Raw genomic sequence first — 23,549 nt, 5'->3', positions numbered from 1 at the left:
TCCGTCAGGACGGTCGCTGTCATGCCTGGGTGACGAGCGGTCAGGACATGGTTGTTAGCAACTTTTGCGGTTGTATCTACTTGTATTGGCTTTGGCGCCAATTACCAGGGCAGGGTGATTTTTTATCATCCTCAACACGTGCACGTGAACGCTGGCCACCAGCTGCCGGCGGTGGAGCTGACCGTGACCGACAAGGGTGGCCTGACGGGCAACGGTGCCGACACCCCCGTGGTGGAGCTGGTCAACGATGCGCCTGAGATCACCGTGACGGCCAAGGAGTTTGTGGAAAACAGCGCTGCGGCGGGCCAAGTGGCGGCCACCTGGGTGGCCTCGGACGAGGAAGACGCAGCGGCGGACCTGGTGGTGGGCTTCACCCCTGGCAGCAACAACGAAGGCTACTACGCCATCGTGGGCGGCCAGGTGGTGCTGACCGAAAAGGGAGCGGCCTACGTGAACGCTGGCCACCAGCTGCCGGCGGTGGAGCTGACCGTGACCGACAAGGGTGGCCTGACGGGCAATGGTGCCGACACCCCCGTGGTGGAGCTGGTCAACGATGCGCCTGAGATCACCGTGACGGCCAAGGAGTTTGTAGAAAACAGCGCTGCGGCGGGCCAAGTGGCGGCCACCTGGGTGGCCTCGGACGAGGAAGACGCAGCGGCGAACCTGGTGGTGGGCTTCACCCCTGGCAGCAACGCCCAGGGCTACTACGAGATCAAAGACGGCCAAGTGGTGCTGACCGAAAAGGGAGCGGCCTACGTGAACGCTGGCCACCAGCTGCCGGCGGTGGAGCTGACCGTGACCGACAAGGGCGGCCTGACGGGCACCGACGCCGACACCCCAGCGGTGGAGCTGGTCAACGATGCGCCTGAAGTGACTGATTACAACCATGACATCAAAGAAGATGGCAAGGCTGCTGGGCAGGTAAAGGGGAGCGATACCGATGGAGACTCGCTGACCTATGCCCAGGGCCGTGCGCCTGCGCACGGGACTGTGACAGTGGATGCGGACGGCAAATACACCTATACGCCGCACAAGGATTTCAGTGGTTCGGACAGCTTCACCGTGATCGTCAGCGATGGCAAGGGCGGAACGGCGACCAGTACCGTGAACATTGGCGTCACCCCTGTGGCCGACACACCACTGGTGAGCGTGACTGTTCAGAGCACTCCCGAGATCGTGCACGGCTCCATCAACCGCGACAACGCGGGAGATACGGGACGTGGTTACACCATCACTGCGAATGGCGCGAATGGCAAGACGGCGGCACTGAGCAATGTGCCGACGGCTGGTGCAGGCGGCAAGGTCAGTGGTTTTGGTGTGGCCGGTTCAGCCAGCGGTGATGACAAGGAGCTGGGCTACAAGGAAACGCTGACGGTCAAGTTCGACCAGGGCGTGACCAATGTGCAAGTCAAGATGTCTTGGCTGGCATCGGGCGAGACAGCGCACTACGTGCTGTACGACGTGAATGGCAAAAAGATTGGTGAAGGCGACATCAAGGGTAAGACCGATGTGATTGATGACGCTGTGACCTTGACGGGGAATCTTTACAACCACGCGATTGGCAGCATCGTCTTCAGCGCGCAGGGTAGTAATGACGACTACCTCATTCACGAGATCACCTATGACGTGGCGCAAACGGCGCACAAGCTGGACATCGTGGTGCTGCCGCAGGACGTGGATTATTCCGAGTCTGTGAGCAAGGTGGTGGTGGAGGTCTCTGCGGGTGCCAGCCTCAATGTGGGTAAGCACTTGGGAGGCGGCCTCTATGAGCTGCCACTGGACCACCCAGTGGGCTATCAGGTGGTGGTGGATCCCGTCACCGGTCAGGTCACGATCACGGGCGTGCAGGTGATTCCAGGCAAGGGAGCCACCGGTGATGTGACCGTCAAGGTCCATGCCAGCGTGGAGGATGGCACCAACTCTGAGGCCACCGGCACCGACTCGGCCACTTTTGATGCCTCTGCCCAGCCGGATGTGCATGAGCAGCATGCCACCCTCGGGAATGACTCCTTGCTGGGGTCATCCGGCGATGACGTGTTCATCTGGCAGTGGGCGGACAGAGGTACGATCAAAAATCCAGGCAATGATACCGTTCAGAACTTTGGCAAGCAGGGGAATGACAAACTGGATTTGAGCGATTTGCTGCAGGGCGAGGAGAAAACTGAAGATCTGTCGCAGTTCTTGCACTTCGATAAACAGGGTGGGAACACCGTGGTGAAGATTTCCAGCTCTGGCGACTTGAAGATGATCGGGGGTGACTCAGTGAAGAACTACGATCAGCTCATTACTCTTGAAGGTGTGGATCTTGTGGGGAGCGCCCATGGTGACCAGAACAAACTGATCCATAACCTGATACAGCAGGGCAAGCTGCTGATTGACGGCCACAATTGAGTTGTGCGGCGCGCTTTGCATCCCTGATGCACAAGGGTGCCAAGCAGCGAGTGAGCTAACTCTGCAGGGCGGGCACCGTTGAATGGCGGTGTCCGCCCTTGCTTTTGTGCTGCCCTGGCCATGGGCGTGGCATGCCGTCGCCCGGCGGGGGCATGGCAGCCTGCCTACAATGGCAACCATGATCTCTCGCGAACCCACCATCGAGCGCCTGGCCACGGCCCGGCAACTGTTGCTAGATCCTTTTGGCCTGGATGAAACCCACCTGTCGCGTGCGCTGGCGGAGATCCGCGCTCACCAGGTGGACGATGCAGATCTGTACTTCCAGTACACCCGTGCCGAGGGGTGGAGCCTGGAGGAGGGCATTGTCAAGACCGGCTCCTTCTCCATCGACCAGGGTGTCGGGGTACGCGCCGTCAGTGGCGAGAAGACCGCGTTTGCCTATTCCGACGACATTTCGCTGGCCTCCTTGCTAGATGCAGCCCATGCCGTGCGTGCCATTTCCGGCAACCACCAGGAGCGCAAGGTGCGCATTCCCAAGGCCAAGGTGGCGCCTTCGCGCAGCTTGTATCCCGGCCTCGACCCCATCGCCACGATGGACAGCACCGAGAAGGTAGCCCTGCTGGGCAAGGTGGAAACCCTGGCTCGTGGCAAGGATCCGCGCATCGTGCAGGTGATGGCCGGCCTGGCCAGCGAGTACGACGTGGTGATGGTGGCGCGTGCGGATGGCACGCTGGCCGCCGATGTGCGTCCCCTGGTGCGCCTGTCGGTGACCGTGATTGCAGAGCAGAGCGGGCGCCGTGAAGTGGGTTCTTCCGGTGGTGGCGGCCGCTTTGGCCTGGCCTATTTCAGCGATGCACAGATTGCCGAGTATGTGAACGAAGCTGTCGACCAGGCCTTGGTCAATCTGGAGTCCCGCCCCGCCCCTGCGGGCGAAATGACCGTGGTGCTGGGCCCTGGTTGGCCCGGCGTGCTGCTGCACGAAGCCGTGGGCCATGGTCTGGAGGGTGATTTCAACCGCAAGGGTTCCAGCGCCTTCAGTGACCGCATCGGTCAGCGGGTGGCAGCCAAGGGTGTGACGATTCTGGACGACGGCACGCTGGCTGATCGCCGTGGCTCGTTGAACGTGGACGACGAAGGCTGCCCCTCGCAGGCGAATGTCCTGATCGAGGACGGCATTCTTAAAGGCTACATCCAGGATGCATTGAATGCGCGCCTGATGGGCGTCAAGCCCACCGGCAATGGTCGTCGCGAAAGCTATGCCCACCTGCCCATGCCACGCATGACCAACACCTACATGTTGGGCGGTGACAAGGATCCACAGGAAATCATCGCTTCGATCAAGAAGGGCTTGTACGCCACCAACTTCGGCGGCGGTCAGGTGGACATCACCAGCGGCAAGTTCGTGTTCTCGGCCAGCCAAGCTTACTGGGTGGAGAACGGCAAGATCCAGTATCCCGTCAAGGGGGCCACGCTGGTCGGCAACGGTCCCGAGTGCATGAAGAAGGTCAGCCTGATCGGCAATGACATGCGTCTGGACAGCGGTGTGGGTACCTGTGGCAAGGAAGGCCAGAGCGTGCCCGTGGGGGTGGGTCAGCCGACCATGCGCATCGACGGGTTGACCGTGGGTGGTACGGCTTAAATTGGAATTGTTTGCAGTATTCCTGCGGTGATTGTGAAAAAAGCTGATTTGTTTCGATGGATCAGCCTTTTTTGTAGGTATTTTTGGTTTTTTCCTGAATGATGTGCGCTGCGCTGTGTTGCAGTGCACGATTCCTGGTGTTAAAGTCTTTCGCCATGCAAGTACGTAGCGCTTTCTATTTTTACTTTTGGTTCTCGGTCCCAGGCGGATGAGAGGCAAGCGCTCGCACACACGAACACCCTCCAAAAAACCGCCGAAGCTGAAAAGCCCGGCGGTTTTTTTTCACCCATGTATTCCAACACTCCACAGGACCACGAGGCAGACATGAACGCTCACAACACCTCCACCGGCGACGCTTGGTATCGCAGCTCTGTACAAAAGACTGGCCAGACTGACGACGAACGTATCAAGGACATTACCGTGTTGCCCCCTCCCGAGCACCTCATCCGCTTCTTCCCCATCCAAGGCACACCCGTGGAGTCGCTGGTCAGCAACACGCGCCGCGCCATCCGCAACATCATGCATGGGCGCAACGACGACCGGCTGCTGGTGATCGTGGGACCTTGCTCCATCCACGACCCAGCGGCTGCGCTGGATTACGCCCGCCGTCTGGCCGATGTGCGCGAGCAGTACAAGGACACGCTGGAAGTCGTGATGCGCGTGTACTTCGAAAAGCCCCGCACCACCGTCGGCTGGAAGGGATTGATCAACGACCCCTACCTGGATGGCAGCTACCGCATCGACGAGGGCCTGCGCATTGCCCGGCAGCTGCTGATCGACATCAACCGCCTGGGCGTGCCGGCGGCCAGCGAGTTCCTGGACGTGATCTCGCCCCAGTACATCGGTGACCTGATCAGTTGGGGCGCGATCGGCGCGCGCACCACCGAAAGCCAGATCCACCGCGAACTGGCTTCGGGCATCTCGGCGCCCATCGGCTTCAAGAACGGCACCGACGGCAACATCCGCATCGCCACCGACGCCATCCAGTCCGCCAGCCATGGACACCACTTCCTGTCCGTGCACAAGAACGGCCAGGTCGCCATCGTCCACACCGCCGGCAACCAGGACTGCCATGTCATCCTGCGCGGCGGCAAGACGCCGAATTACGACGCCGCCAGCGTGCAGGCGGCCTGTGCCGACCTGGGCAAGGCCGGCCTGCCGGCCAGCCTGATGGTGGACTGCAGCCATGCCAACAGCCTCAAGCAGCACGAGCGCCAGAAGGACGTGGTGGCCGACATTGCTGCGCAGATGGAAGCTGGCTCGCGCAGCATCTTCGGTGTCATGCTGGAAAGCCACCTGGTCGCAGGGGCGCAGAAGTTCACCCCCGGCAAGGACCAGATCTGTGGCCTGCACTATGGCCAGAGCATCACCGATGCCTGCATCGGCTGGAACGATACGCTGGAGGTGCTGGATCGCCTGTCGGGGGCGGTGCAAAAGCGCCGTGAGGTGGTGCAGCCCCAGGCCGCCGCTGCCCTTGCGGCCTGAGCGTGCAGGGCCTGCCCGGCAGGCCCGGTGTGCGGAAGATCTGCGGGGATTGTCTTTGCAGTGACTTTTGCCGCAAACGCTTGCTGGTATTGTGTAGGTAGCTCTTGTTTTCTACATGTTTCCGTGGTGTCCAGCGGGCATCTTTCCTTCACGCCCCGTGGCGTTCGGGGCCCGCTGCAGCGCCAAGGAACACCGCTTTTCGGAAAGGCTCCCCATGATCAGTGAAGTCATTGTGCAACTCAGCGCCGACCAGCAGTTCCGTGCCGATGTGGACCGCCTGGCACCCATGGGCAACGAAGAGGCGCGCCGCTGGCTGGATGAGCAGTTCACCGCCCTGGATTGCGAGCCCCTGCGCCCCAGCGGCAAGGTGCTGCTGGCCGACAAGGTGCTGGTGGTGGCGCGCGAGGCCGGTGCCCGCCGCCTGGGGGATGAGGCCTGGTTCCAGACCTATGCGCGCGCGGCCCATGCCGTGCTGGCACGTCCGATGATCAAGGTCGACGTGGCCGCAATGACCGTGACTTACTGAGTCCGCACCACCGCCCGCTGTGCCTGCAGCGCACCGGGCCGCCACAAAAAAACCGACTGCTCCCAGTCGGTTTTTTTATTGCTAAGTTGCCAAGCGTGTGCGGTCAGGCCGCGAGGTGCGCTTGCAGCGCCTCCAGCAGTTTGCCGTGCACACCGCCAAAGCCGCCATTGCTCATGCAGACGATGTGGTCGCCCGGGCGCACCTGGGCCAGCACCTGCTGCACCAGGGTGTCGATGTTGTCGGTGGTGAAAGCCGCATCGCCCAGCGGCTCCAGCGCTTCGGCGGCGTTCCAGTCCAGGCCGGCGGTGTGGCAAAAGGCCAGATCGGCCTCCTTGAGCGACCAGGGCAACTGGGCCTTCATGGTGCCCAGCTTCATGGTGTTGCTGCGCGGCTCGAACACGGCCAGGATGCGCTGCTGCTGGCCGATGCGTTGGCGCAGGCCGTCCAGCGTGGTGCGGATGGCCGTCGGATGGTGGGCAAAGTCGTCGTAGACGGTGACACCACGCACGCTGCCGCGCAGCTCCATGCGGCGCTTGACGTTGTGAAAGCGCCCCAGGGCCTCGGCAGCCACGGCCGGAGAGACGCCGACGTGCTCGGCCGCGGCGATGGCGGCCAGCGCGTTGAGCTGGTTGTGCTCACCGCTCAGCTCCCACTCCACACGGCCGACCTTGCGGCCTTGCTGCAGCACATCGAAGGCATGGTGGGCGCCTTCGGCGGTGAAGTCGCTGACCGCCGCGCCAAAGCTGCGCTGGGTGCTCCAGCAGCCCTGGTGCAGCACGCGGGCCAGGGCTTCCTCCAGCCCGTTCCAGACCACGCGGCCCGAAGCGGGGACGGTGCGCACCAGGTGGTGGAACTGGCGCTCGATGGCGGCCAGGTCCGGGAAGATGTCGGCGTGGTCGAACTCCAGGTTGTTCAACACCGCCGTGCGGGGGCGGTAGTGCACAAACTTGCTGCGCTTGTCGAAGAAGGCCGTGTCGTACTCGTCGGCCTCGATCACGAACAGCGGGCGCTCCTGGGCGGTGGCCAGCTGACCCAGCCGGGCCGAGACGCCGAAGTTCAGCGGCACGCCGCCGACCAGAAAGCCTGGGGTCAGACCGGCACATTCCAGAATCCAGGCCAGCATGGAGGTGGTGGTGGTCTTGCCGTGCGTGCCGGCCACGGCCAGCACATGGCGGCCTTGCAGCACATGCTCGCTCAGCCATTGCGGGCCGCTGGTGTAGGGCAACCCCTGGTCCAGGATGGCTTCCATCAGCGGGAACTTGGGGCTGCCATCGGCCAGGTGGGCGCGGCTGACCACGTTGCCGACCACGAACATATCGGGCTGCAGGGCCAGCTGTTCGGTGCCAAAGCCTTCGATCAGCTCAATGCCCAGGGCGCGCAGCTGGTCGCTCATGGGCGGGTACACGCCCGCGTCGCAGCCGGTCACGGTGTGGCCCGCTTCGCGTGCCAGCGCGGCGACGCCACCCATGAACGTACCGCAAATGCCCAAGATATGAATATGCATGCCCGGATTCTAGGGCGTGTTCATGCTTGTGCTGCCATTGGCAGGGACTGGTGGCCTCGTGTGCGCTCCCTGGGTGCTTTGCTCGCCACGCTGGCCGTCTGGGTGCAGCTGGTGCAAGCAGCGGTAACAGCAGCAATCCATAGAAACAGTAGCGGTCTGCGCAGCATCAGCAAGCACTTCAGATAGATATGGTCAGAAAATGCGCGTTCTATCAGCGCAAACAGCTCTTGTTTTAGATAGCAAACATGCGCAGTCCGGTGCAGGGCGGCTGGGCAGCGGGCGACAAGGGGGCGCCAGGGATGGGAGCCATCCGGCAGCGCCGGCCTTTAACCCCTGGGGGCGATGGGCTGTCTACCACCCGGGTGGCCGCTGGCTTCCGATAATCGGGGCTTTGATGGTTGACCAGAGAACACGGCATGCATTCATCTTCCGCCCTGCACGAAATCGCCCAGACTGCCGCCCGCATGGTGGTGGAAGAGGGGCTGGAATGGGGCCCCGCCAAACGCCTCGCCGCCAAGCAACTGGGGTTGCCGCCGCGCACCCCCTTGCCGGACAACGATGCGCTGGAAGCCGCCGTGCGCGAATACATCGAGATCTTTTGCGCCGACACCCAGCCGCAGGAGCTGCGGGCCCTGCGCGAGCTGGCCCTGGTGTGGATGGACCGGCTGCAGGAATTCCGCCCCCACCTGGCCGGTGCCGTGTGGCGCGGCACGGCCACGCGCAACTCCGACATCTATATCCAGCTGTTTTGCGACGACTCCAAGTCGGCCGAGATTGCGCTGATCAACAACAACGTCCAGTACGACGTGACGCAGGTTGCAGGCTTCCATGGCGAGGCGGTGGATGCGCTGAGCATCAGCAGCCTGTGCAAGCCCCTGAACGAAGTGGTCGGCGTGCACCTGATGGTGTACGACTATGACGACCTGCGTGGGGCTCGCCGCAACGATGCACAAGGGCGCAGCCAGCGTGGCGACGCCGAGGCCGTGCGCCAGCTGCTGGCCGAGGAGGCGGTATGAGCGCGCACCCGCCCATGTCCGTGGCGCGGCGGCGCTGGTTGGCCGGAGGGGTGGCGCTGACCGCGGCCGCAGGCGGCGCCTGGCTGGCCTGGGAGCAAACCCGCAGCGCCACCAGCAACGACGCCGCGCTGGAAGCATTCTGGCAATTGCAGCTGCAGCAGCCCGAGGGGGGCGTCCTGCCCCTGGCCTCCCTGCGCGGCCAGCCCCTGCTGGTGAATTTCTGGGCCACCTGGTGCCCCCCCTGTGTGCGCGAGCTGCCCTTGATCAATCAGTTTGCCCAGGCCCAGGCTGCGCGCGGGACGCATGCCGTGCGCGTGCTGGGTATTGCCGTGGACCAGGCGGCCGCCGTGAACAAATGGCTGGCGCGCCAACCCCTGAGCTTTCCCGTGGCCCTGGCCGGTGCCGGTGGGGTCACGCTGACACGCAGCCTGGGCAATATCAATGGGGGCTTGCCGTTCACCATCTTGTTGGACGGCAAGGGTCATGTGCAAGCGCGTAAAATCGGCGAACTTTCAGAAAAAGAACTGCAGCAATGGGCCACTTTCAGCTAGTGGACACGACCATCCAGCCGGGTTTCATCAAAAAAAACCTCAATGGCGATGGCGAAAAATATCTAACAAAGCGCGCAGAAGGGCGGATTTAGGGTAAATTCGCGCCCTTATTTAGTTTTAGCCGTTGGAGCTTCCATGGATCTGCGTAAACTCAAGACCCTCATCGACTTGGTGTCCGAATCGAATGTTTCGGAACTGGAAATTACCGAGGCAGAGGGCAAAGTCCGCATCGTCAAGAGCGGAGGCAACGTGGTGCAGCAGTTCGTTGCCGCGCCCATGCAAGCCGCCCCCGTGCAAGCCGCCGCCCCTGTTGCCGCTGCCCCTGCTGCGGCCGAAGCACCTGCCGCCCCTGCGGCCGTGGTCGGTCACCAGGTCAAGTCCCCCATGGTGGGTACCTTCTACCGTGCTTCCAGCCCAGGCGCCAAGTCGTTCGTGGAAGTTGGCTCCCAGGTCAAGGAAGGCGAGACCCTGTGCATCATCGAAGCCATGAAGATCCTCAACGAGATCGAGGCTGACAAGTCGGGTACCGTGACCCGTATCCTGGCCGACAATGGCCAAGCCGTGGAATACGGACAACCGCTGTTCGTGATCGAGTGAGATCTGCCGCAGTCCCACCCTGTGGGGCTGACCAGATTCCACGATTCGCCCCGCGAGGGGCGGTGAACAACGAGGACTTCCATGTTTAAGAAAATTTTGGTTGCCAACCGGGGTGAAATCGCCCTGCGCATCCAGCGCGCTTGCCGCGAGATGGGCATCAAGGCCGTGATGGTCTACTCCGAGGCCGACCGCGACGCGAAATACGTCAAGCTGGCCGACGAAGCGGTGTGCATTGGCCCCGCCGCATCGCCCCTGAGCTACCTCAACATGCCGGCCATCATCTCGGCCGCCGAGGTGACGGACGCCGAAGCCATCCACCCCGGCTATGGCTTCCTGAGCGAAAATGCCGACTTTGCCGAACGTGTCGAGCAAAGCGGTTTCCAGTTCATCGGCCCGACGGCCGATTCCATCCGCATCATGGGCGACAAGGTGTCGGCCAAGCAGGCGATGATCAAGGCCGGCGTGCCTTGCGTGCCCGGTTCGGATGGCGAGCTGCCCGATGACCCCGGTCAGATCAAGCGCATTGCCAAGGCGATCGGCTATCCCGTGATCATCAAGGCCGCCGGTGGCGGCGGTGGTCGCGGCATGCGCGTGGTGCACACCGAAGCCGCTCTGGTCAATGCCGTGCAGATGACCAAGGCCGAAGCCGGTGCCGCCTTCGGCAATCCCGCGGTGTACATGGAGAAGTTCCTCCAGAACCCCCGCCATGTCGAAATCCAGGTGCTGGCCGACCAGCACAAGAACGCCGTGTACCTGGGCGAGCGCGACTGCTCCATGCAGCGTCGCCACCAGAAGGTGATCGAAGAGGCGCCTGCGCCTGGCATTCCCCGCCGTCTGGTGGAGAAGGTGGGCGAGCGCTGCGTCGCCGCCTGCAAGAAGATCGGCTACCGTGGCGCGGGAACTTTCGAGTTCCTGTTTGAAAACGGCGAGTTCTACTTCATCGAGATGAACACCCGTGTGCAGGTCGAGCACCCCGTGACCGAACTGATCACCGGCATCGACATCGTGAAGACACAGATCATGGTGGCGGCCGGCGAAAAGCTGCCCTTCACCCAGCGCCAGGTCAACAGCCAGATGCGGGGCCATGCGATCGAGTGCCGTATCAACGCGGAAGATCCCTACAAGTTCATCCCCTCGCCCGGCCGTGTGACCATGTGGCACATGCCTGGTGGCCCCGGGGTGCGTGTGGACTCCCACGTGTACAACAACTACTTCGTTCCACCGAACTACGACTCGATGATCGGCAAGCTGATCGTCTACGGTGACACCCGCGAGCAGGCCATGGCGCGTATGCGCACGGCCCTGTCGGAAGTGGTGGTCGAAGGCATCAAGACCAATGTGCCCCTGCACCAGGACCTGATGGTGGACGCCAAGTTCGCCGAAGGCGGCACCAACATCCACTACCTGGAACAATGGCTGGAGCAGCGCAAGCGCTGATCCCCGTGCATTGAGCACCCACATGCTGGCCCCTGGCGACGGGGGCCAGCATTTCGTTTTTATAAAGCTTGAAGGAGCTGCCTCATGTTTGAGCTCAGCCTGATGTGTCCCGAAGAACGGGTCGAAGATGTGAGCGATGCGCTCGATGCCCTGGATGCGCTGAGCGTCTCGGTCGAAGACATGGATGCGCAAACCGAGTCCGAGCAGCCCTTGTTCGGCGAACCCGGCATGCCAGCCCCCAAGGAAGGCTGGAACCGCAGCCGCATCGTGGCCCTGTTCCCGACCGAGGACGCGGCCCAGCAGGCCCAGGTGCTGCTGCAGTTGCAGGACTTCTTTGCTGGCTGCCAGGTGCTGGGCATCCAGGAAGTCGAACAGCAGGACTGGGTGCGCCTGACGCAGTCCCAGTTCCAGCCCGTGGACATCACCCCCGAATTCTGGATCGTGCCCACCTGGCATGAACTGCCGCCAGCCGCCAAGGTCAGCATCCGCCTGGACCCCGGCCTGGCCTTCGGCACCGGGACCCACCCCACGACCCGCATGTGCCTGCGCTGGATTGCACGCCAGCCCCAAGGGGCGTTGGGCCGCACGCTGGACTATGGCTGCGGCTCCGGCATTTTGGCGATCGGTGCGGCCAAGTTCGGCGCACAGGACATCGATGCGGTCGATATCGACCAGGATGCCGTGGTGTCGTGCGAGCTGAATGCCCAGGCCAATGAGGTCACGCTCAAGGCCGGTCTGCCGGACAAGGCCCAGGGCAGCTACCAGACCGTGCTGGCCAACATCCTGGCCACGCCGCTGAAGGTCCTGGCCCCCCTGCTGTGCGCCCACGTGCAGCCCGGCGGCCATCTGGTGCTGGCCGGCATCCTGGAGCGCCAGGCCGACGAGCTGAAGGAAGCCTACGCGCCCTACCTGCAGCTGGAAGTGGCCGACAGCGAGGACGGCTGGATCCTGATGACCGCGCACCGCGCCTGAACCTGGCCGCGTGCCCTGGCGCGTGGCTGATTAACATCGGACATCTTCTGCCTGCCAGGGGGCGTGTGCCCCAGCTTCTACAATCCACGCGCGATGAGCCTGATTACCTGCTGTCCTTCTTGCGGCACCAAATTCCGTGTGGTGGCCGATCAACTGCGCATCTCCGATGGCTGGGTGCGCTGTGGTCGTTGTCAGGAAGTGTTCGATGCGGCCCAGGCCCTGGAAGAGGCACCCCCGGCGGCGCCTGCGCCCGTGCCTGCTGCGCCTGAGGTGCTGGCACCTGTGGCCGTTGCGGTCACCCGGCCAGAGCCAGAGCCAGAGCCAGAGCCAGAGCCAGAGCCAGAGCCAGAGCCAGAGCCAGAGCCAGAGCCAGAGCCAGTCTCCCTGCCTGCTGTGCCACTGGCTGCCGTGCCTGTGGAACTGTCCACGCTGGCGCCGCGCGCCGAGCCCTTGGCGGCGGGCTATGAACTGCCCGCGCCGGTGGATCCGGACAGCGAGCTGGCCCCGGAAGCCTGGCTGGACCAGCCGATGGCGGCAGTCCACGATGCGCCAGTGTGGCGTGCTGGTGCTGCCGGTGCTACATCACCGCGCGAGCCCGTCTGGGAGGAGGCCGCCCCTTGGGAGCCACAGCAGGCCTTGCCTGCCGAGGAAGCCCAGGCAGCGGCCTGGCAGCAGGCGCTGCAGACTCCACCCCAAACGCAGTCCGAACCCGAGCCGCTGCCCCCGATGGTCACGGAGCTTGGGGCCCAGGAGGTCGTGGCACCAGAACCGTCACTGCACGCACCCACGGCCCCTGAGGCCCTGCAGGTCGAAGAAACCGACGATCTCGAAACCGAGGCCCTGCCCAGCTTTGTCAAGGAAGCCCAGCGCAAGGCTTGGTGGAACCAGCCCGGCGTGCGTTTTGCCATGGGCATGCTGGTGATCCTGCTGCCGCTGGCCTTGCTGCTGCAGATCGCCGTGCACGAGCGCAACACCCTGGTCGCCTGGAAACCCCAGTGGCGCCCTTTTTTCCAGACCATGTGCATCGCGCTGCGCTGTGAACTGGCGCCGCGCCAGCACATTGCGGCCGTGGTATTGACCGGCTCCTCGTTCCGGCAGGATGCGCAACCCCACCGCTACCGTCTGGAGCTGAGCATCCAGAACCAGGCGACCACCTCGGTGGCCACGCCGGCGGTGGAATTGACGCTGACCGATGCCCAGGACCAGGTGCTGGTGCGCAAGGTGCTGCTGCCCAGCGACATCGGCGCGCCGGTCGAGCTGTCCGCCCAGACCGAATGGGAGGGCAGCCTGTCGGTGGTCACCCAAGGGCTGCACCTGGCCGTGTCCGGCTACCGGGTGCTGGCCTTCTATCCCTGATTTCTTTTTCTCCTCACGAAAGTTTGACCATGGCTGCACTGATTTGCGGTTCCCTCGCCTTTGACACCATCATGAGTTTTGAGGGCAAGTTTGCCAATCAGATCCTGCCGGAGCAGTTGCACATCCTGAACGTGTCGTTCCTGGTGCCTTCGCTGCGCCGCGATTTTGGCGGCTGCGCCGGCAACATCGCCTACAGCCTGAAGCTGCTCGGCGGCCAGCCCCTGCCCATGGCCACCGTGGGCGAGGATGGCACCAGCTACCTGGGCCGCATGCGCGCCCTGGGCATCGAGACGCGCCATGTGCGGCAGCTGGACGACACCTACACCGCCCAGGCCATGATCATGACCGACAGCGACAACAACCAGATCACGGCCTTCCACCCCGGTGCCATGACCGAGGCCCATGTCAACGTCATCGACGGCAGCGAAGGCGCCGCCGTGGGCATCGTCTCACCCGATGGCCGCGATGCCATGCAGCAGCACGCCGCGCAGTTCCAGGCCGCGGGCATTCCGTTTGTGTTCGATCCGGGCCAGGGCCTGCCCATGTTCAATGGCCAGGAGCTGCTGACCTTTGTCGAGCAGGCCAGCTGGATTGCCGTGAACGACTACGAGGCCAAGATGCTGTGCGACCGCACCGGTCTGGACCTGGCGGCGCTGAGCCACAAGGTGCTGGGCCTGGTGGTGACCCTGGGCGCCCAGGGCTGCGAAGTCTGGGAGCAGGGCGTGAAGACCCTGGTGGCGCCGGTGGCGCCCACCGAGGTGGTTGACCCCACCGGCTGCGGCGATGCCTGGCGTGGTGCGCTGCTGTTCGGTCTGGAGCAGGGCTGGTCCCTGGTACGCTGCGCGGCGCTGGGCAACCGCGTGGGGGCACTGAAGGTGGCGTCCAAGGGACCGCAGAACTATGTGCTGGATTTCGATCCCGCTACTTTTGCTGCCTGAGGCCATGCCGGCCCGCAGGCCGGCTGCGGGCCGTGTCCATGAAAAAAAGGGAACCTTTGGGTTCCTTTTTTCATAGCTGTCTGCGTAGGCTACTGGCGGGCTGTGCGCACATTTGGCAGCAAAGCCATGGGGTGGCTGGTGCGCAGCGGATTGATGTCCAGACCGCCACGGCGCGTATAGCGCGCGTAGACGCTGAGCTTGAGCGGGCGGCACTGGCGCGTGATGTCCATAAAGATGCGTTCCACACATTGTTCGTGGAATTCGTTGTGGTTGCGAAAGCTCACGATGTAGCGCAGCAGGCTTTCCTGGTCGATGGCCGCGCCGGTGTAGCTGATCTGCACGCTGCCCCAGTCGGGCTGGCCGGTGACCAGGCAATTGCTCTTGAGCAGGTGGCTGACCAGGGTCTCTGACACGGGCGGGTTGTCGTGGTCGGCCTTGAGCAGGTCGGGGCGCGGCGTGTAGTCGCTGCATTCGATGTCCAGGCGGTCCAGGTTGAGGCCCTGCAGCTCCTGCACCTTCTGCAGCTCGAAGGCATCCTGGGCGATGACGCGCACGCTGGCCGACGACTGGCGCACGGCGGCGCTGCGCCACAGGGCCTCGTTGACGTCCTCGCGCAGGCGCTCCTGCACGGCCTCCAGGCTGTCGAAGCGGCTGTTGTTGAAGCTGTTGAGGTACAGCTTGAACGACTTGCTCTCGATGATGTGCGGGGTCTCGCAGGGGATGGTGAAGTGCGCCAGCGCCACCTGGGGCTTGCCACGGGCATTCAGCCACGACAGCTCGAACGCGGTCCACAGGTCGGCACCGAAGAAGGGCAGGGCCCCGGTGATGCCGATTTCCTCGCGCTTGCCGCTGCGCGGAATGGGAAACAGCAGGCTGGGGTCGTACTGGTCGGCATAGGCAGAGGCCTTGCCCAGTTGCGATTGTTCAGGTGTATTCATAGATATTCATAGCTGCCTGCGCAGGCTGGGTGAGCGCTGTCGGGCGATTGGGGGTCAAACTTTGAGGGATCAGGCAAAGGCCTGCTCGCGCAGCCATTTGGTGGCGATCCATTTTTCGCCTTGCAGCACGGGGTCGCCGGCGTGCAGGGTCAGGCTCTGGGCTTCGGGGTGAGGGTAGCGGAAGAACACCGCCTGCCCCGGGCGTGGGTGAATGCGCAGCTGGCTTTCAGGGAAATAGGTGCAGCCCCCGGCGCTGACCGTGTTGAGGTAGATCACCAGGGTGGCGACGCGCTGCCCACCGCGGCGCAGCACCGGCGCACTGCCCGGGTCCTGCGGGTTGAAGTAGTCGTGGTGGGGCTTGTACTGGGCGCCGGGCCGGTAGTTCAGCACCTGCAGGCCTTCGCCGCGTTCCACCGGCCACTGCAGCAGGTGGGCGATGCGGGCCTCCAGGGCGCGCACCGTTGGGGTCTGGCCGCGCTGGAAGAACATGCCATCGCTGGTGCGGTCGGGATTGATCTCTTCGCCGCCGGCCTCTTTGGCCACGGTCCTGGAGCGGGCCATCGCCGGGCGGGCTTCGGCAATCAGCTGGGCGCATTCCTCGGGGCTCAGCAACTGGTCCAGCAGCACCAGGCGCGGGCGCTGCATGGACAGCAGCACCTGGACGTGGCGGTCGCCGGCGTCCAGCGCGTTGCAGCCGTCCTGCAGGCGCAGGTCCGGCATCTCCACGGATGCACCCGGTGCGGCAGCCGTCGGGCGCAGCAGCAGGTCGGTGGCAGCCTGGGCAATGGGCGCCGACCAGCCCGCGGTGACCAGGCTGTGCTGCAGCGCGGCCGGGCAGTGGCCGGCGGTCAGCTGGGTCTGAACCCATTGCAGCAGGGCGGGGGTGCTGCCGGGGACCTGGGCCGACAACTGTTCCAAAGACTGGGGCACGGCAATCTCCTTGTCGTGGGCGCGTCCTCAGGGTGGGCGGGGCCGCCTGCGGGCTCAGGCGGCGTTGCGCCGGAAGACCAGGCGGTCGGGGGACGAGACCTCTGGGGCGTAAGCGTAGCCCTTTTCGTCAAACTGCATCAACTGCTCGGGCCGGGTCAGCCGGTGCTGGATGGCATAGCGCGCCATCAGCCCGCGGGCATGCTTGGCGTGGAAGCTGATGATCTTGTACTTGCCGCCCTTGTAGTCCTCGAACACGCACTCCACCACGCGGGCCTGGAGGTGCTTCAGATCGACGGACTTGAAATATTCCTGCGAGGCCAGATTGACCACCACCGGCTGTGCGCTGCGGGCCTGCCGTTCGTTGAGCAGCTGGGCGATGCGTGTCCCCCAGAAGTGGTAGAGGTTGCTGCCGTGGGCCGTGGCCAGGCGCGTGCCCATTTCCAGTCGGTAGGGCTGCATCCAGTCCAGCGGGCGCAGGGCGCCGTACAGGCCGCTGAGCATCAGCACGTGGTTTTGCGCCCAGGCGATGTCGTCGGAGCTCAGGGAATAGGCATCCAGCCCCTCGTACACGTCACCGTTGAAGGCAAACAGCGCCTGGCGCGCGTTGTCGGGCGTGAACTCCGGCTGCCAGGCGGCGTAGCGCGCCGTGTTCAACTGGGCCAGCTTGTCGCTGATCGACATCAGCGCCGCCACGTCCTGCGGTGGCAGCTGGCGCAAGTGGGCGATGAGTTCGGCGGATTGCGCAATGAAGGGGGGCAGGGTGTGGGGCAGTCCGGCAGGCAGCGGACGTTCGTAATCCAGGGATTTGGCGGGCGAGAGCAACAACAGCATGGGCACGGTCGGTAGGGCGGCAACAGCGGGCGTCAATAAAGCACCGGGGGCCCTAGGCCCCCGGTAGCTGTCAGCGTTTTAGGCTGTGGTGCTGGTCTGCTCGAACGGCAGGACCATGTCGCTCAGGTCCTTGCGGGTCTCGACCAGGACCAGCGGGCCTTCGTCGATCACCACCACGGGGGGGCGTTCGCGCGGGATGCGCACGGGTTGTGGTTCCGCGGCAATCGCAGCCTGCACGGCGGCCACCTTGTCGGCGTCCGAGTTGACCCATTCCAGGCCTACATCGCGTGCCAGCTGCACCAGCTCACCCACGGGCAGGGCATAGGCCTGCACACGGGGCATGGCGGCTGCAGCGGCCGGGGCGGCGGGTGCCACAGCAGGGGCTGCGGGGGCCGCTGCCACTTCGGCCACAACCACAGGGGCGGGTGCCGCAGCGACAGGGGCTGCTTCGACCGGTGCAGCCACGGCGGTGTCTGCGGCGGCCGGGGTGGCCTCTTCGGCGGCTGTCACCTGGCTGAAGTAGCTGCGGCGCGGCGTGCTGTCCACCACGGTCTCGGCGTCGGCGTCCACGGCGGCAGGGGCCACCACGGCAGCGTCTTCCTCACCGTTCACGGTGTCCTCGTCACGGGGCGCACCGTTGCGGTCGCGGCCGTTGCGGCGATCGCGGCCGTAGCGGTCGCGCGAGCGGCGGCCATTGCGGGGCGCGTCCTCGGCGCTGGTCGCGCTGGGATCCTGGCCTTCCACGGCCTGGAGGTCCCCGGTCACGTCCTGCACGTTGGTGTCAGCCACGGGCAGGGCCGGTGCGTCGCCCTGACGGCGGTCACGGCGCTCACCGCGCTCGCGGCGTGGCTGGCGCTCGGTACGTTCCGCGCGTTCGGTCTCCGGGGCTTGCAGGCTGGCGTCACCAGGGGCCGCAGCTTGCAGGTTGCGCTGCTCGCTCACCTCGGCATTGCGTGGCTGGCGTTCACGGCCGCGGGGCTCGCGCTGGGGGCGGTTGCTGTCGCCCGAACGCTGTTCGCTGCGTTCGCCGCGCTCGTTCCGGTCGTTGCGCGGTTCGCCGCGGCGGCCACGTTCGCTGCCACCGGCTTCGTTGCGGGGACCGCGTTCGCTGTTGTCACCGCGTTCGCTGCGCTCGCCACGGCGGTTGCCGCGCTCGCCATTGCGGCCATTGCGCTCACCGTTGCGACCATTGCGCTCGCCCTGGCGGCCTTCGCGCGGGGTCTCGGCCTTGGTCGGTGCCACAGATTCCGCCGCCGGCTTGGCGCCGAAGCCGAACAGGCTCTTGAGCCAGGCAAAGAAGCCTTGCTCGCGCACTTCGGTGCGTGGCGCAGCCGCTGCGGCGGCTTGGGGGCGCTGGGCACCACCGGTGCGGGGCTTGTCGGCGCTGCGGGCGACAGGCTGGGGACGCGCTTCGGGCGCGGGCGGCGCATCGGGCAGCACACCCTTGATGAGCGGCGTCTGCTTGTTGGTGGGTTCCTGCGAGCGGCGCGTCACCTTGGTCACGTCTTCCGTTTCCTCGGCCAGCTTATAGCTGGCGTCCAGGTTTTCCAGACGTGGATCGTCGTGCTTGAGGCGCTCCAGCTTGTAGTGCGGCGTCTCCATCGACTTGTTGGGCACCATCAGCACGGAGACGCGCTGCTTGAGTTCGATCTTGGCGATCTCGGTGCGCTTCTCGTTGAGCAGGAAGGAGGCCACTTCCACGGGCACCTGGCAGTGCACGGCGGCCGTGTTGTCCTTCATGGACTCTTCCTGGATGATGCGCAGAATCTGCAGCGCCGAGGACTCGGTGTCGCGGATGTGGCCGGAACCACCGCAGCGTGGGCAATTGATGTGGGCGCCTTCGCTCAGCGCGGGCTTGAGGCGCTGGCGGCTCATTTCCATCAGGCCGAACTTGCTGATGGTGCCGAACTGCACGCGGGCACGGTCCTGGCGCAGGGCGTCGCGCAGGCGGTTTTCCACTTCGCGGCGGTTCTTCGACTCTTCCATGTCGATGAAGTCGATCACGATCAGACCACCCAGGTCGCGCAGGCGCATCTGGCGGGCCACTTCGTCGGCGGCTTCCAGGTTGGTGCGGGTGGCGGTTTCCTCGATGTCACCGCCCTTGATGGCGCGGGCCGAGTTCACGTCCACCGACACCAGGGCTTCGGTGTGGTCGATCACGATGGCGCCGCCGGAGGGCAACTGCACCACGCGGGAGTAGGCCGACTCGATCTGGTGTTCGATCTGGAAGCGGCTGAACAGCGGGGCGTCGTCGCGGTAGCGCTTCACGCGGGCGGCATGCTCTGGCATGACGTGCGCCATGAACTGCTGCGCCTGCTCGTAGATGTCGTCGGTGTCGATCAGGATGTCACCGATGTCATTGTTGAAGTAGTCGCGGATGGCGCGGATCACCAGGCTGGATTCCTGGTAGATCAGGAAGGCACCCTTGCCGCCCTTGGCCGCGCCGTCGATGGCGGTCCACAGTTGCAGCAGGTAGTTCAGGTCCCACTGCAGTTCGGGGGCGGAGCGACCGATACCGGCCGTGCGCGCGATGATGGACATGCCCTTGGGGTACTCGAGCTGGTCCATCGCCTCCTTGAGTTCGGCGCGCTCTTCGCCCTCGATGCGGCGCGAGACGCCACCGCCACGGGGGTTATTGGGCATCAGCACCACATAGCGGCCCGCCAGGGAGATGAAGGTGGTCAGGGCGGCGCCCTTGTTGCCACGTTCTTCCTTCTCGACCTGGACGATCAGCTCCTGGCCTTCGCGGATCACATCGTTGATGCGGGCCTGGCTGGGGGCCACGCCTTCGGCGAAGTACTGCTTGGAGATTTCCTTGAAGGGCAGGAAGCCGTGGCGGTCTTCGCCGTAATCCACGAAGCAGGCTTCCAGCGAGGGCTCCACGCGGGTGACCACCGCCTTGTAGATGTTGCCCTTGCGTTGTTCGCGACCTTCGATCTCGATCTCGTAGTCCAGCAGCTTCTGGCCATCGACGATGGCCAGGCGGCGTTCTTCAGACTGCGTCGCGTTAATCAGCATCCGTTTCATGATGCATATCCTTTTCGTTGTGTGGCGGCCGGCCAGCAGCAACGCGCTGCGGTACCGACACGCCTTTGACTCTTCATCAAAGACAGGCTCTGTAGGAGCCGAAGATGCCGGGTTGCCGCGCTGAAACGAAAAGAAGGGGGAATCGACCTGGGCCTGATTGCGATGGCGTTGCTTAGGTCAGCAACGGTGGCAAGGGCAGGGGGCAGGGGGCGAGTGACGCTGTGCGCAGGTCCCGCACCGTGCGGTGATGGCCTGTGGCAGCGTGAAGGACAGGGTGGGCGCCTGGCGTGCGGGCACGCAGCACCGGCATCTGCCGCTGCGTCATACCAAGCAACCAAGAAAGAAGTACCCACATACTCGCCGATTTCGAAGACGTGGATGGCTTGGAGCAAGCGGCTCCAAACACCACCATCCACGTGAAGATTCCGTTCAGTGTTTCAATGCGTCAACCAGCCAGATCCCGCCCCGAGACCACCGACAATCGGGTGGATTTTGATGGGCACGGCATCCGTGGCATCGACCTGCCTGCGCCGGGGAAATGGCTGTGTGGACTAAAATCCAAAAAAATCAACCACTTACACTATATATCGCGCAGGTGAAACACATTATAGAGGGCAAACAGCCCCCAGAACCTACCCAGAACCCCGCAGCTTCCGCTGTACGGTTGATTGCGGTGGACGAAGATGGTGCGGGCCAGCGCCTGGATAACTTTCTGATGCGCCACCTGAAAGGCGTGCCCAAGACCCATGTCTATCGCATCATCCGCAGCGGCGAGGTGCGCATCAACAAGGGGCGCTGCCATGCCGATACCCGAGTGGAAGCTGGGGATGTGGTGCGCGTGCCGCCGGTGCGCATTTCCGACAGGGTGCAGGAAAAGGCCGAGCGTCCGGCGCCCGCGCGCGAGTTTCCCATACTGTTTGAAGATGACCACCTGATCGCCCTGGACAAGCCGGCCGGTGTGGCCGTGCATGGCGGCTCTGGTGTGAGCTTCGGCGTGATCGAGCAACTGCGCCAGGCGCGGCCCCAGGCCAAGTTCCTGGAGCTGGTGCACCGCCTGGACCGCGAGACCTCGGGCATCCTGCTGGTGGCCAAGAAGCGCTCGGCGCTGACCAAGCTGCAGGACCAGTTCCGCGAGCGCGAAACCGGCAAGACCTACCTGGCCCTGGTGCCCGGCGTCTGGCCGGCCAACAAGAAGGTCATCGACGCCCCGCTGCACAAATACCTGCTGCCCGACGGGGAGCGCCGTGTGCGCACCACCACGGCCGACGATCCCGATGCCATGCGGGCCCTGACCCTGGTGAAGGTGCGCAGCCAGCATGCGCCGCGCCCGCTGCAGGGGCTGCCGGCGATGAGTTTGCTGGAAGTCACCATCAAGACCGGTCGCACCCACCAGATCCGCGTGCACCTGGCCTCGCAAGGGCATGCGATTGCGGGGGACGACAAGTATGGTGATTTCGACCTGAACAAGCGCCTGCCCAAGCAGGGGCTGAAGCGCATGTTCCTGCATGCCTGGCGCCTGCAGTTCAACCATCCGGCCACGGACGAGCGCATCGAGCTGCGGGCCGAACTGCCGCCGGAGCTGGCGGACTTTGTGGCCTGAATGGCCTGCAACCTGGAACTGTATTGCGATGTCTGCTCGTAAATTTGATTTGATCGCCTTCGATTGGGACGGCACCCTGTTCGACTCCACCGCGGCGATCACCCGCAGCATCCAGCTGGCGGTGGCCGATGTTGGCGGCACGGTGCCGTCGGACGCCCAGGCCTCCTACGTGATCGGGATGGCGCTGCTGCCGGCCTTGGCCCATGCCGCGCCCGACGTGCCCCAGGAGAAGTACAACGACCTGGCCAACCGCTACCGCTACCACTATCTGAAGCAGCAGGAGCTGATCACCCTGTTTGCCGGCGTGCTGCCGATGCTGGAAGCGTTGCGCGAGCGTGGGCACTGGCTGGCCGTGGCCACGGGCAAAAGCCGCCGCGGGCTGAACGAGGCGCTGCAGCATGCCGACCTGCGCGGCATGTTCGACAGCTCGCGCACGGCCGATGAGACCGCCGGCAAACCCCACCCGCTGATGCTGCAGGAGCTGATGGCCGAGCTGGACGTGCCGCCCGAGCGCCTGCTGATGATCGGCGATACCACGCACGACCTGCAGATGGCGCGCAACGCCGGTTGCGCCAGCGTGGCGGTGGCCTATGGCGCGCACGACCCCCGGGACCTGCAGGCCTGCCAGCCCCTGCACGTGGCGGCGGATGTCGCAGACTTGCACCAGTGGCTGCGCAGCAATGCCTGAGCGGCGCACTTTGCCCCCGCTGCCCGCGGCCGCGCTGGCATACTGCCGTTCTGGCCTGATTTTGAGAATAGAGCACCCATGAGCACACCATCCACCCCCGATCGCGAGGGGTTTCCATCGTCTGAACCGCAGCCGGGGCAGGATCTGTGGGCGCGTGCCGCATCGGGTGCCCCGCAGGCGGCACCGCCTGCCGCTCCGGGCTGGGAGCGGGATGTGCTGGAGCGCCTGGTGTTCGCCACGGTGCGCGAGCAGCGCGCCGCGCGGCGCTGGCGCATCTTCTGGCGCTTTGCATGGCTGGGCGCCTTTCTGGCCACGTTCTGGTGGCTGGGGCGTGACAGCGCCACGGCGGCGATGAGCGGGCCGCACACGGCGGTGGTCGAGATCAAGGGCGCCATCGCCAGCGATGCGAACGCGAACGCGGAATTCATCATCGCCGCCATGCGCAGCGCGCTGGAAGACCAGGGCTCGCGCGCCCTGGTGCTGATGATCAACTCGCCCGGCGGCAGCCCCGTGCAGGCGGGCATGATCAACGACGAAATCCGCCGCCTGAAGGCCCAGCACCAGAAACCCATTTACGCCGTGGTCGGGGAGACCTGCGCCTCGGCGGCCTATTACATTGCCGCCGCCGCCGACGAGATTTTTGTCGACAAGGCCAGCATCGTCGGCAGCATCGGCGTGCTGATGGACGGCTTTGGCTTCACCGGCGCCATGGACAAGCTGGGCGTGGAGCGCCGCCTGCTGACCGCCGGCAGCAACAAGGGCATGCTGGACCCCTTCAGCCCCTTGGAGCCTGGGCAGCGCGCCCACGCGCAGACCATGCTGAACCAGATCCACCAGCAGTTCATCGATGTGGTGCGCCAGGGGCGCGGCGAGCGCCTGAAGGAAACCGATGACACCTTCAGCGGCCTGTTCTGGACGGGCCAGGAAGCGATCGAGCAGGGCCTGGCCGACAAGTACGGCACCCTGGACAGCGTGGCCCGCGATGTGGTGCAGGCCGAGCAGGTGATCGACTACACACGCAGCGAGAACATTGCCGAGCGCTTTGCCAAGCGCTTCGGCGCTGCCGTGGGCGGTGGTGCGGTGGATGCGCTGCACGGCATGCTGCCCGCCATCCGCTGATCGT

The 23,549-nt window shown here is 64.7% G+C and carries 19 protein-coding genes and 1 pseudogene; 15 read left to right on the top strand and 5 right to left on the bottom strand.

Annotated elements, in window-relative coordinates:
- The first annotated feature begins 138 nt into the window (after positions 1–138).
- The 4 genes from FYM52_RS08835 to FYM52_RS08820 all read left to right on the top strand — a co-directional run bounded on the left by FYM52_RS08835 (position 139) and on the right by FYM52_RS08820 (position 6,041).
- Positions 139–2,391 carry an Ig-like domain-containing protein gene (locus tag FYM52_RS08835; RefSeq protein ID WP_162524681.1) on the top strand — a complete coding sequence of 751 codons (2,253 nt, stop codon included), beginning with the start codon at positions 139–141 and terminating at the stop codon, positions 2,389–2,391.
- 178 nt (positions 2,392–2,569) lie between these two features.
- A complete protein-coding gene (gene tldD / locus FYM52_RS08830; RefSeq protein WP_154163807.1) occupies positions 2,570–4,030 on the top strand; it encodes a metalloprotease TldD in 1,461 nt (486 codons plus the stop codon).
- A gap of 324 nt (positions 4,031–4,354) precedes the next feature.
- Positions 4,355–5,515 (top strand): 3-deoxy-7-phosphoheptulonate synthase, encoded by a 1,161-nt coding sequence (locus FYM52_RS08825; protein WP_154163806.1) that lies wholly within the window; start codon positions 4,355–4,357, stop codon positions 5,513–5,515.
- A gap of 214 nt (positions 5,516–5,729) precedes the next feature.
- Positions 5,730–6,041 carry a hypothetical protein gene (locus FYM52_RS08820; protein ID WP_154163805.1) on the top strand — a complete coding sequence of 104 codons (312 nt, stop codon included), beginning with the start codon at positions 5,730–5,732 and terminating at the stop codon, positions 6,039–6,041.
- A 103-nt stretch (positions 6,042–6,144) separates the two neighbouring features.
- On the opposite strand, the gene mpl is transcribed toward FYM52_RS08820, so the two are convergent.
- Positions 6,145–7,545, bottom strand: a complete 1,401-nt coding sequence (gene mpl, locus FYM52_RS08815; RefSeq protein ID WP_154163804.1) for a UDP-N-acetylmuramate:L-alanyl-gamma-D-glutamyl-meso-diaminopimelate ligase — start codon at positions 7,543–7,545, stop codon at positions 6,145–6,147.
- Positions 7,546–7,961: 416 nt separating this feature from the next.
- Here mpl and FYM52_RS08810 point away from each other — a divergent pair, with 416 nt between their 5' ends.
- From FYM52_RS08810 to FYM52_RS08780, 8 genes and pseudogenes are all read left to right on the top strand, one after another.
- The gene (locus FYM52_RS08810; protein ID WP_154163803.1) at positions 7,962–8,561 is read left to right on the top strand and encodes a hypothetical protein; all 600 of its coding nucleotides are present in this window, start codon (positions 7,962–7,964) and stop codon (positions 8,559–8,561) included.
- A complete protein-coding gene (locus tag FYM52_RS08805) occupies positions 8,558–9,112 on the top strand; it encodes a TlpA disulfide reductase family protein (RefSeq protein WP_238826159.1) in 555 nt (184 codons plus the stop codon). Before FYM52_RS08810 ends, FYM52_RS08805 begins: the two co-directional genes overlap by 4 nt.
- Positions 9,113–9,247: 135 nt before the next feature.
- Positions 9,248–9,709, top strand: a complete 462-nt coding sequence (accB, locus tag FYM52_RS08800; RefSeq protein ID WP_154163802.1) for an acetyl-CoA carboxylase biotin carboxyl carrier protein — start codon at positions 9,248–9,250, stop codon at positions 9,707–9,709.
- Positions 9,710–9,790: 81 nt separating this feature from the next.
- Positions 9,791–11,146 (top strand): acetyl-CoA carboxylase biotin carboxylase subunit, encoded by a 1,356-nt coding sequence (gene accC, locus FYM52_RS08795; protein WP_045267338.1) that lies wholly within the window; start codon positions 9,791–9,793, stop codon positions 11,144–11,146.
- Positions 11,147–11,230: 84 nt separating this feature from the next.
- Entirely contained in the window at positions 11,231–12,118 is an 888-nt protein-coding gene (prmA, locus tag FYM52_RS08790; protein WP_154163801.1) for a 50S ribosomal protein L11 methyltransferase, read from the top strand.
- 93 nt (positions 12,119–12,211) lie between these two features.
- Positions 12,212–12,316: pseudogene (locus FYM52_RS19170) on the top strand (zinc-ribbon domain-containing protein); the annotation flags it as partial.
- A gap of 195 nt (positions 12,317–12,511) precedes the next feature.
- Positions 12,512–13,474 carry a DUF3426 domain-containing protein gene (locus tag FYM52_RS08785; RefSeq protein ID WP_179954940.1) on the top strand — a complete coding sequence of 321 codons (963 nt, stop codon included), beginning with the start codon at positions 12,512–12,514 and terminating at the stop codon, positions 13,472–13,474.
- A 29-nt stretch (positions 13,475–13,503) separates the two neighbouring features.
- Complete coding sequence (locus FYM52_RS08780; RefSeq protein ID WP_154163799.1) at positions 13,504–14,412, top strand: carbohydrate kinase family protein; 909 nt, start codon at positions 13,504–13,506, stop codon at positions 14,410–14,412.
- Between the two features lie 89 nt (positions 14,413–14,501).
- Here the strand turns inward: FYM52_RS08780 and queF are convergent, their stop codons facing one another.
- The 4 genes from queF to FYM52_RS08760 all read right to left on the bottom strand — a co-directional run bounded on the left by queF (position 14,502) and on the right by FYM52_RS08760 (position 20,138).
- Positions 14,502–15,350, bottom strand: a complete 849-nt coding sequence (queF, locus tag FYM52_RS08775) for an NADPH-dependent 7-cyano-7-deazaguanine reductase QueF (protein ID WP_154163798.1) — start codon at positions 15,348–15,350, stop codon at positions 14,502–14,504.
- A 69-nt stretch (positions 15,351–15,419) separates the two neighbouring features.
- A complete protein-coding gene (locus FYM52_RS08770; protein WP_370513820.1) occupies positions 15,420–16,280 on the bottom strand; it encodes a 2OG-Fe(II) oxygenase in 861 nt (286 codons plus the stop codon).
- 54 nt (positions 16,281–16,334) lie between these two features.
- Entirely contained in the window at positions 16,335–17,111 is a 777-nt protein-coding gene (gene yaaA, locus FYM52_RS08765; protein ID WP_154163797.1) for a peroxide stress protein YaaA, read from the bottom strand.
- A gap of 78 nt (positions 17,112–17,189) precedes the next feature.
- Positions 17,190–20,138, bottom strand: coding sequence for an Rne/Rng family ribonuclease (locus FYM52_RS08760; protein ID WP_154163796.1), 2,949 nt, complete (start codon positions 20,136–20,138; stop codon positions 17,190–17,192).
- A 595-nt stretch (positions 20,139–20,733) separates the two neighbouring features.
- On the opposite strand from FYM52_RS08760, the gene FYM52_RS08755 reads away from it, so the two are divergent.
- From FYM52_RS08755 to FYM52_RS08745, 3 genes are all read left to right on the top strand, one after another.
- Positions 20,734–21,738 carry an RluA family pseudouridine synthase gene (locus FYM52_RS08755; protein ID WP_370513819.1) on the top strand — a complete coding sequence of 335 codons (1,005 nt, stop codon included), beginning with the start codon at positions 20,734–20,736 and terminating at the stop codon, positions 21,736–21,738.
- A gap of 28 nt (positions 21,739–21,766) precedes the next feature.
- A complete protein-coding gene (locus tag FYM52_RS08750; RefSeq protein ID WP_045267331.1) occupies positions 21,767–22,426 on the top strand; it encodes an HAD family hydrolase in 660 nt (219 codons plus the stop codon).
- A gap of 78 nt (positions 22,427–22,504) precedes the next feature.
- Positions 22,505–23,545, top strand: coding sequence for a S49 family peptidase (locus FYM52_RS08745; RefSeq protein WP_154163794.1), 1,041 nt, complete (start codon positions 22,505–22,507; stop codon positions 23,543–23,545).
- Positions 23,546–23,549 lie beyond the last annotated feature (4 nt).

It is taken from the genome of Comamonas sp. CAH-2 (assembly GCF_009668305.1).
In the GTDB taxonomy this organism is placed as follows: Bacteria; Pseudomonadota; Gammaproteobacteria; order Burkholderiales; family Burkholderiaceae_C; genus Comamonas; species Comamonas aquatica.
This window is presented reverse-complemented; position numbering and strand designations above follow the sequence as displayed.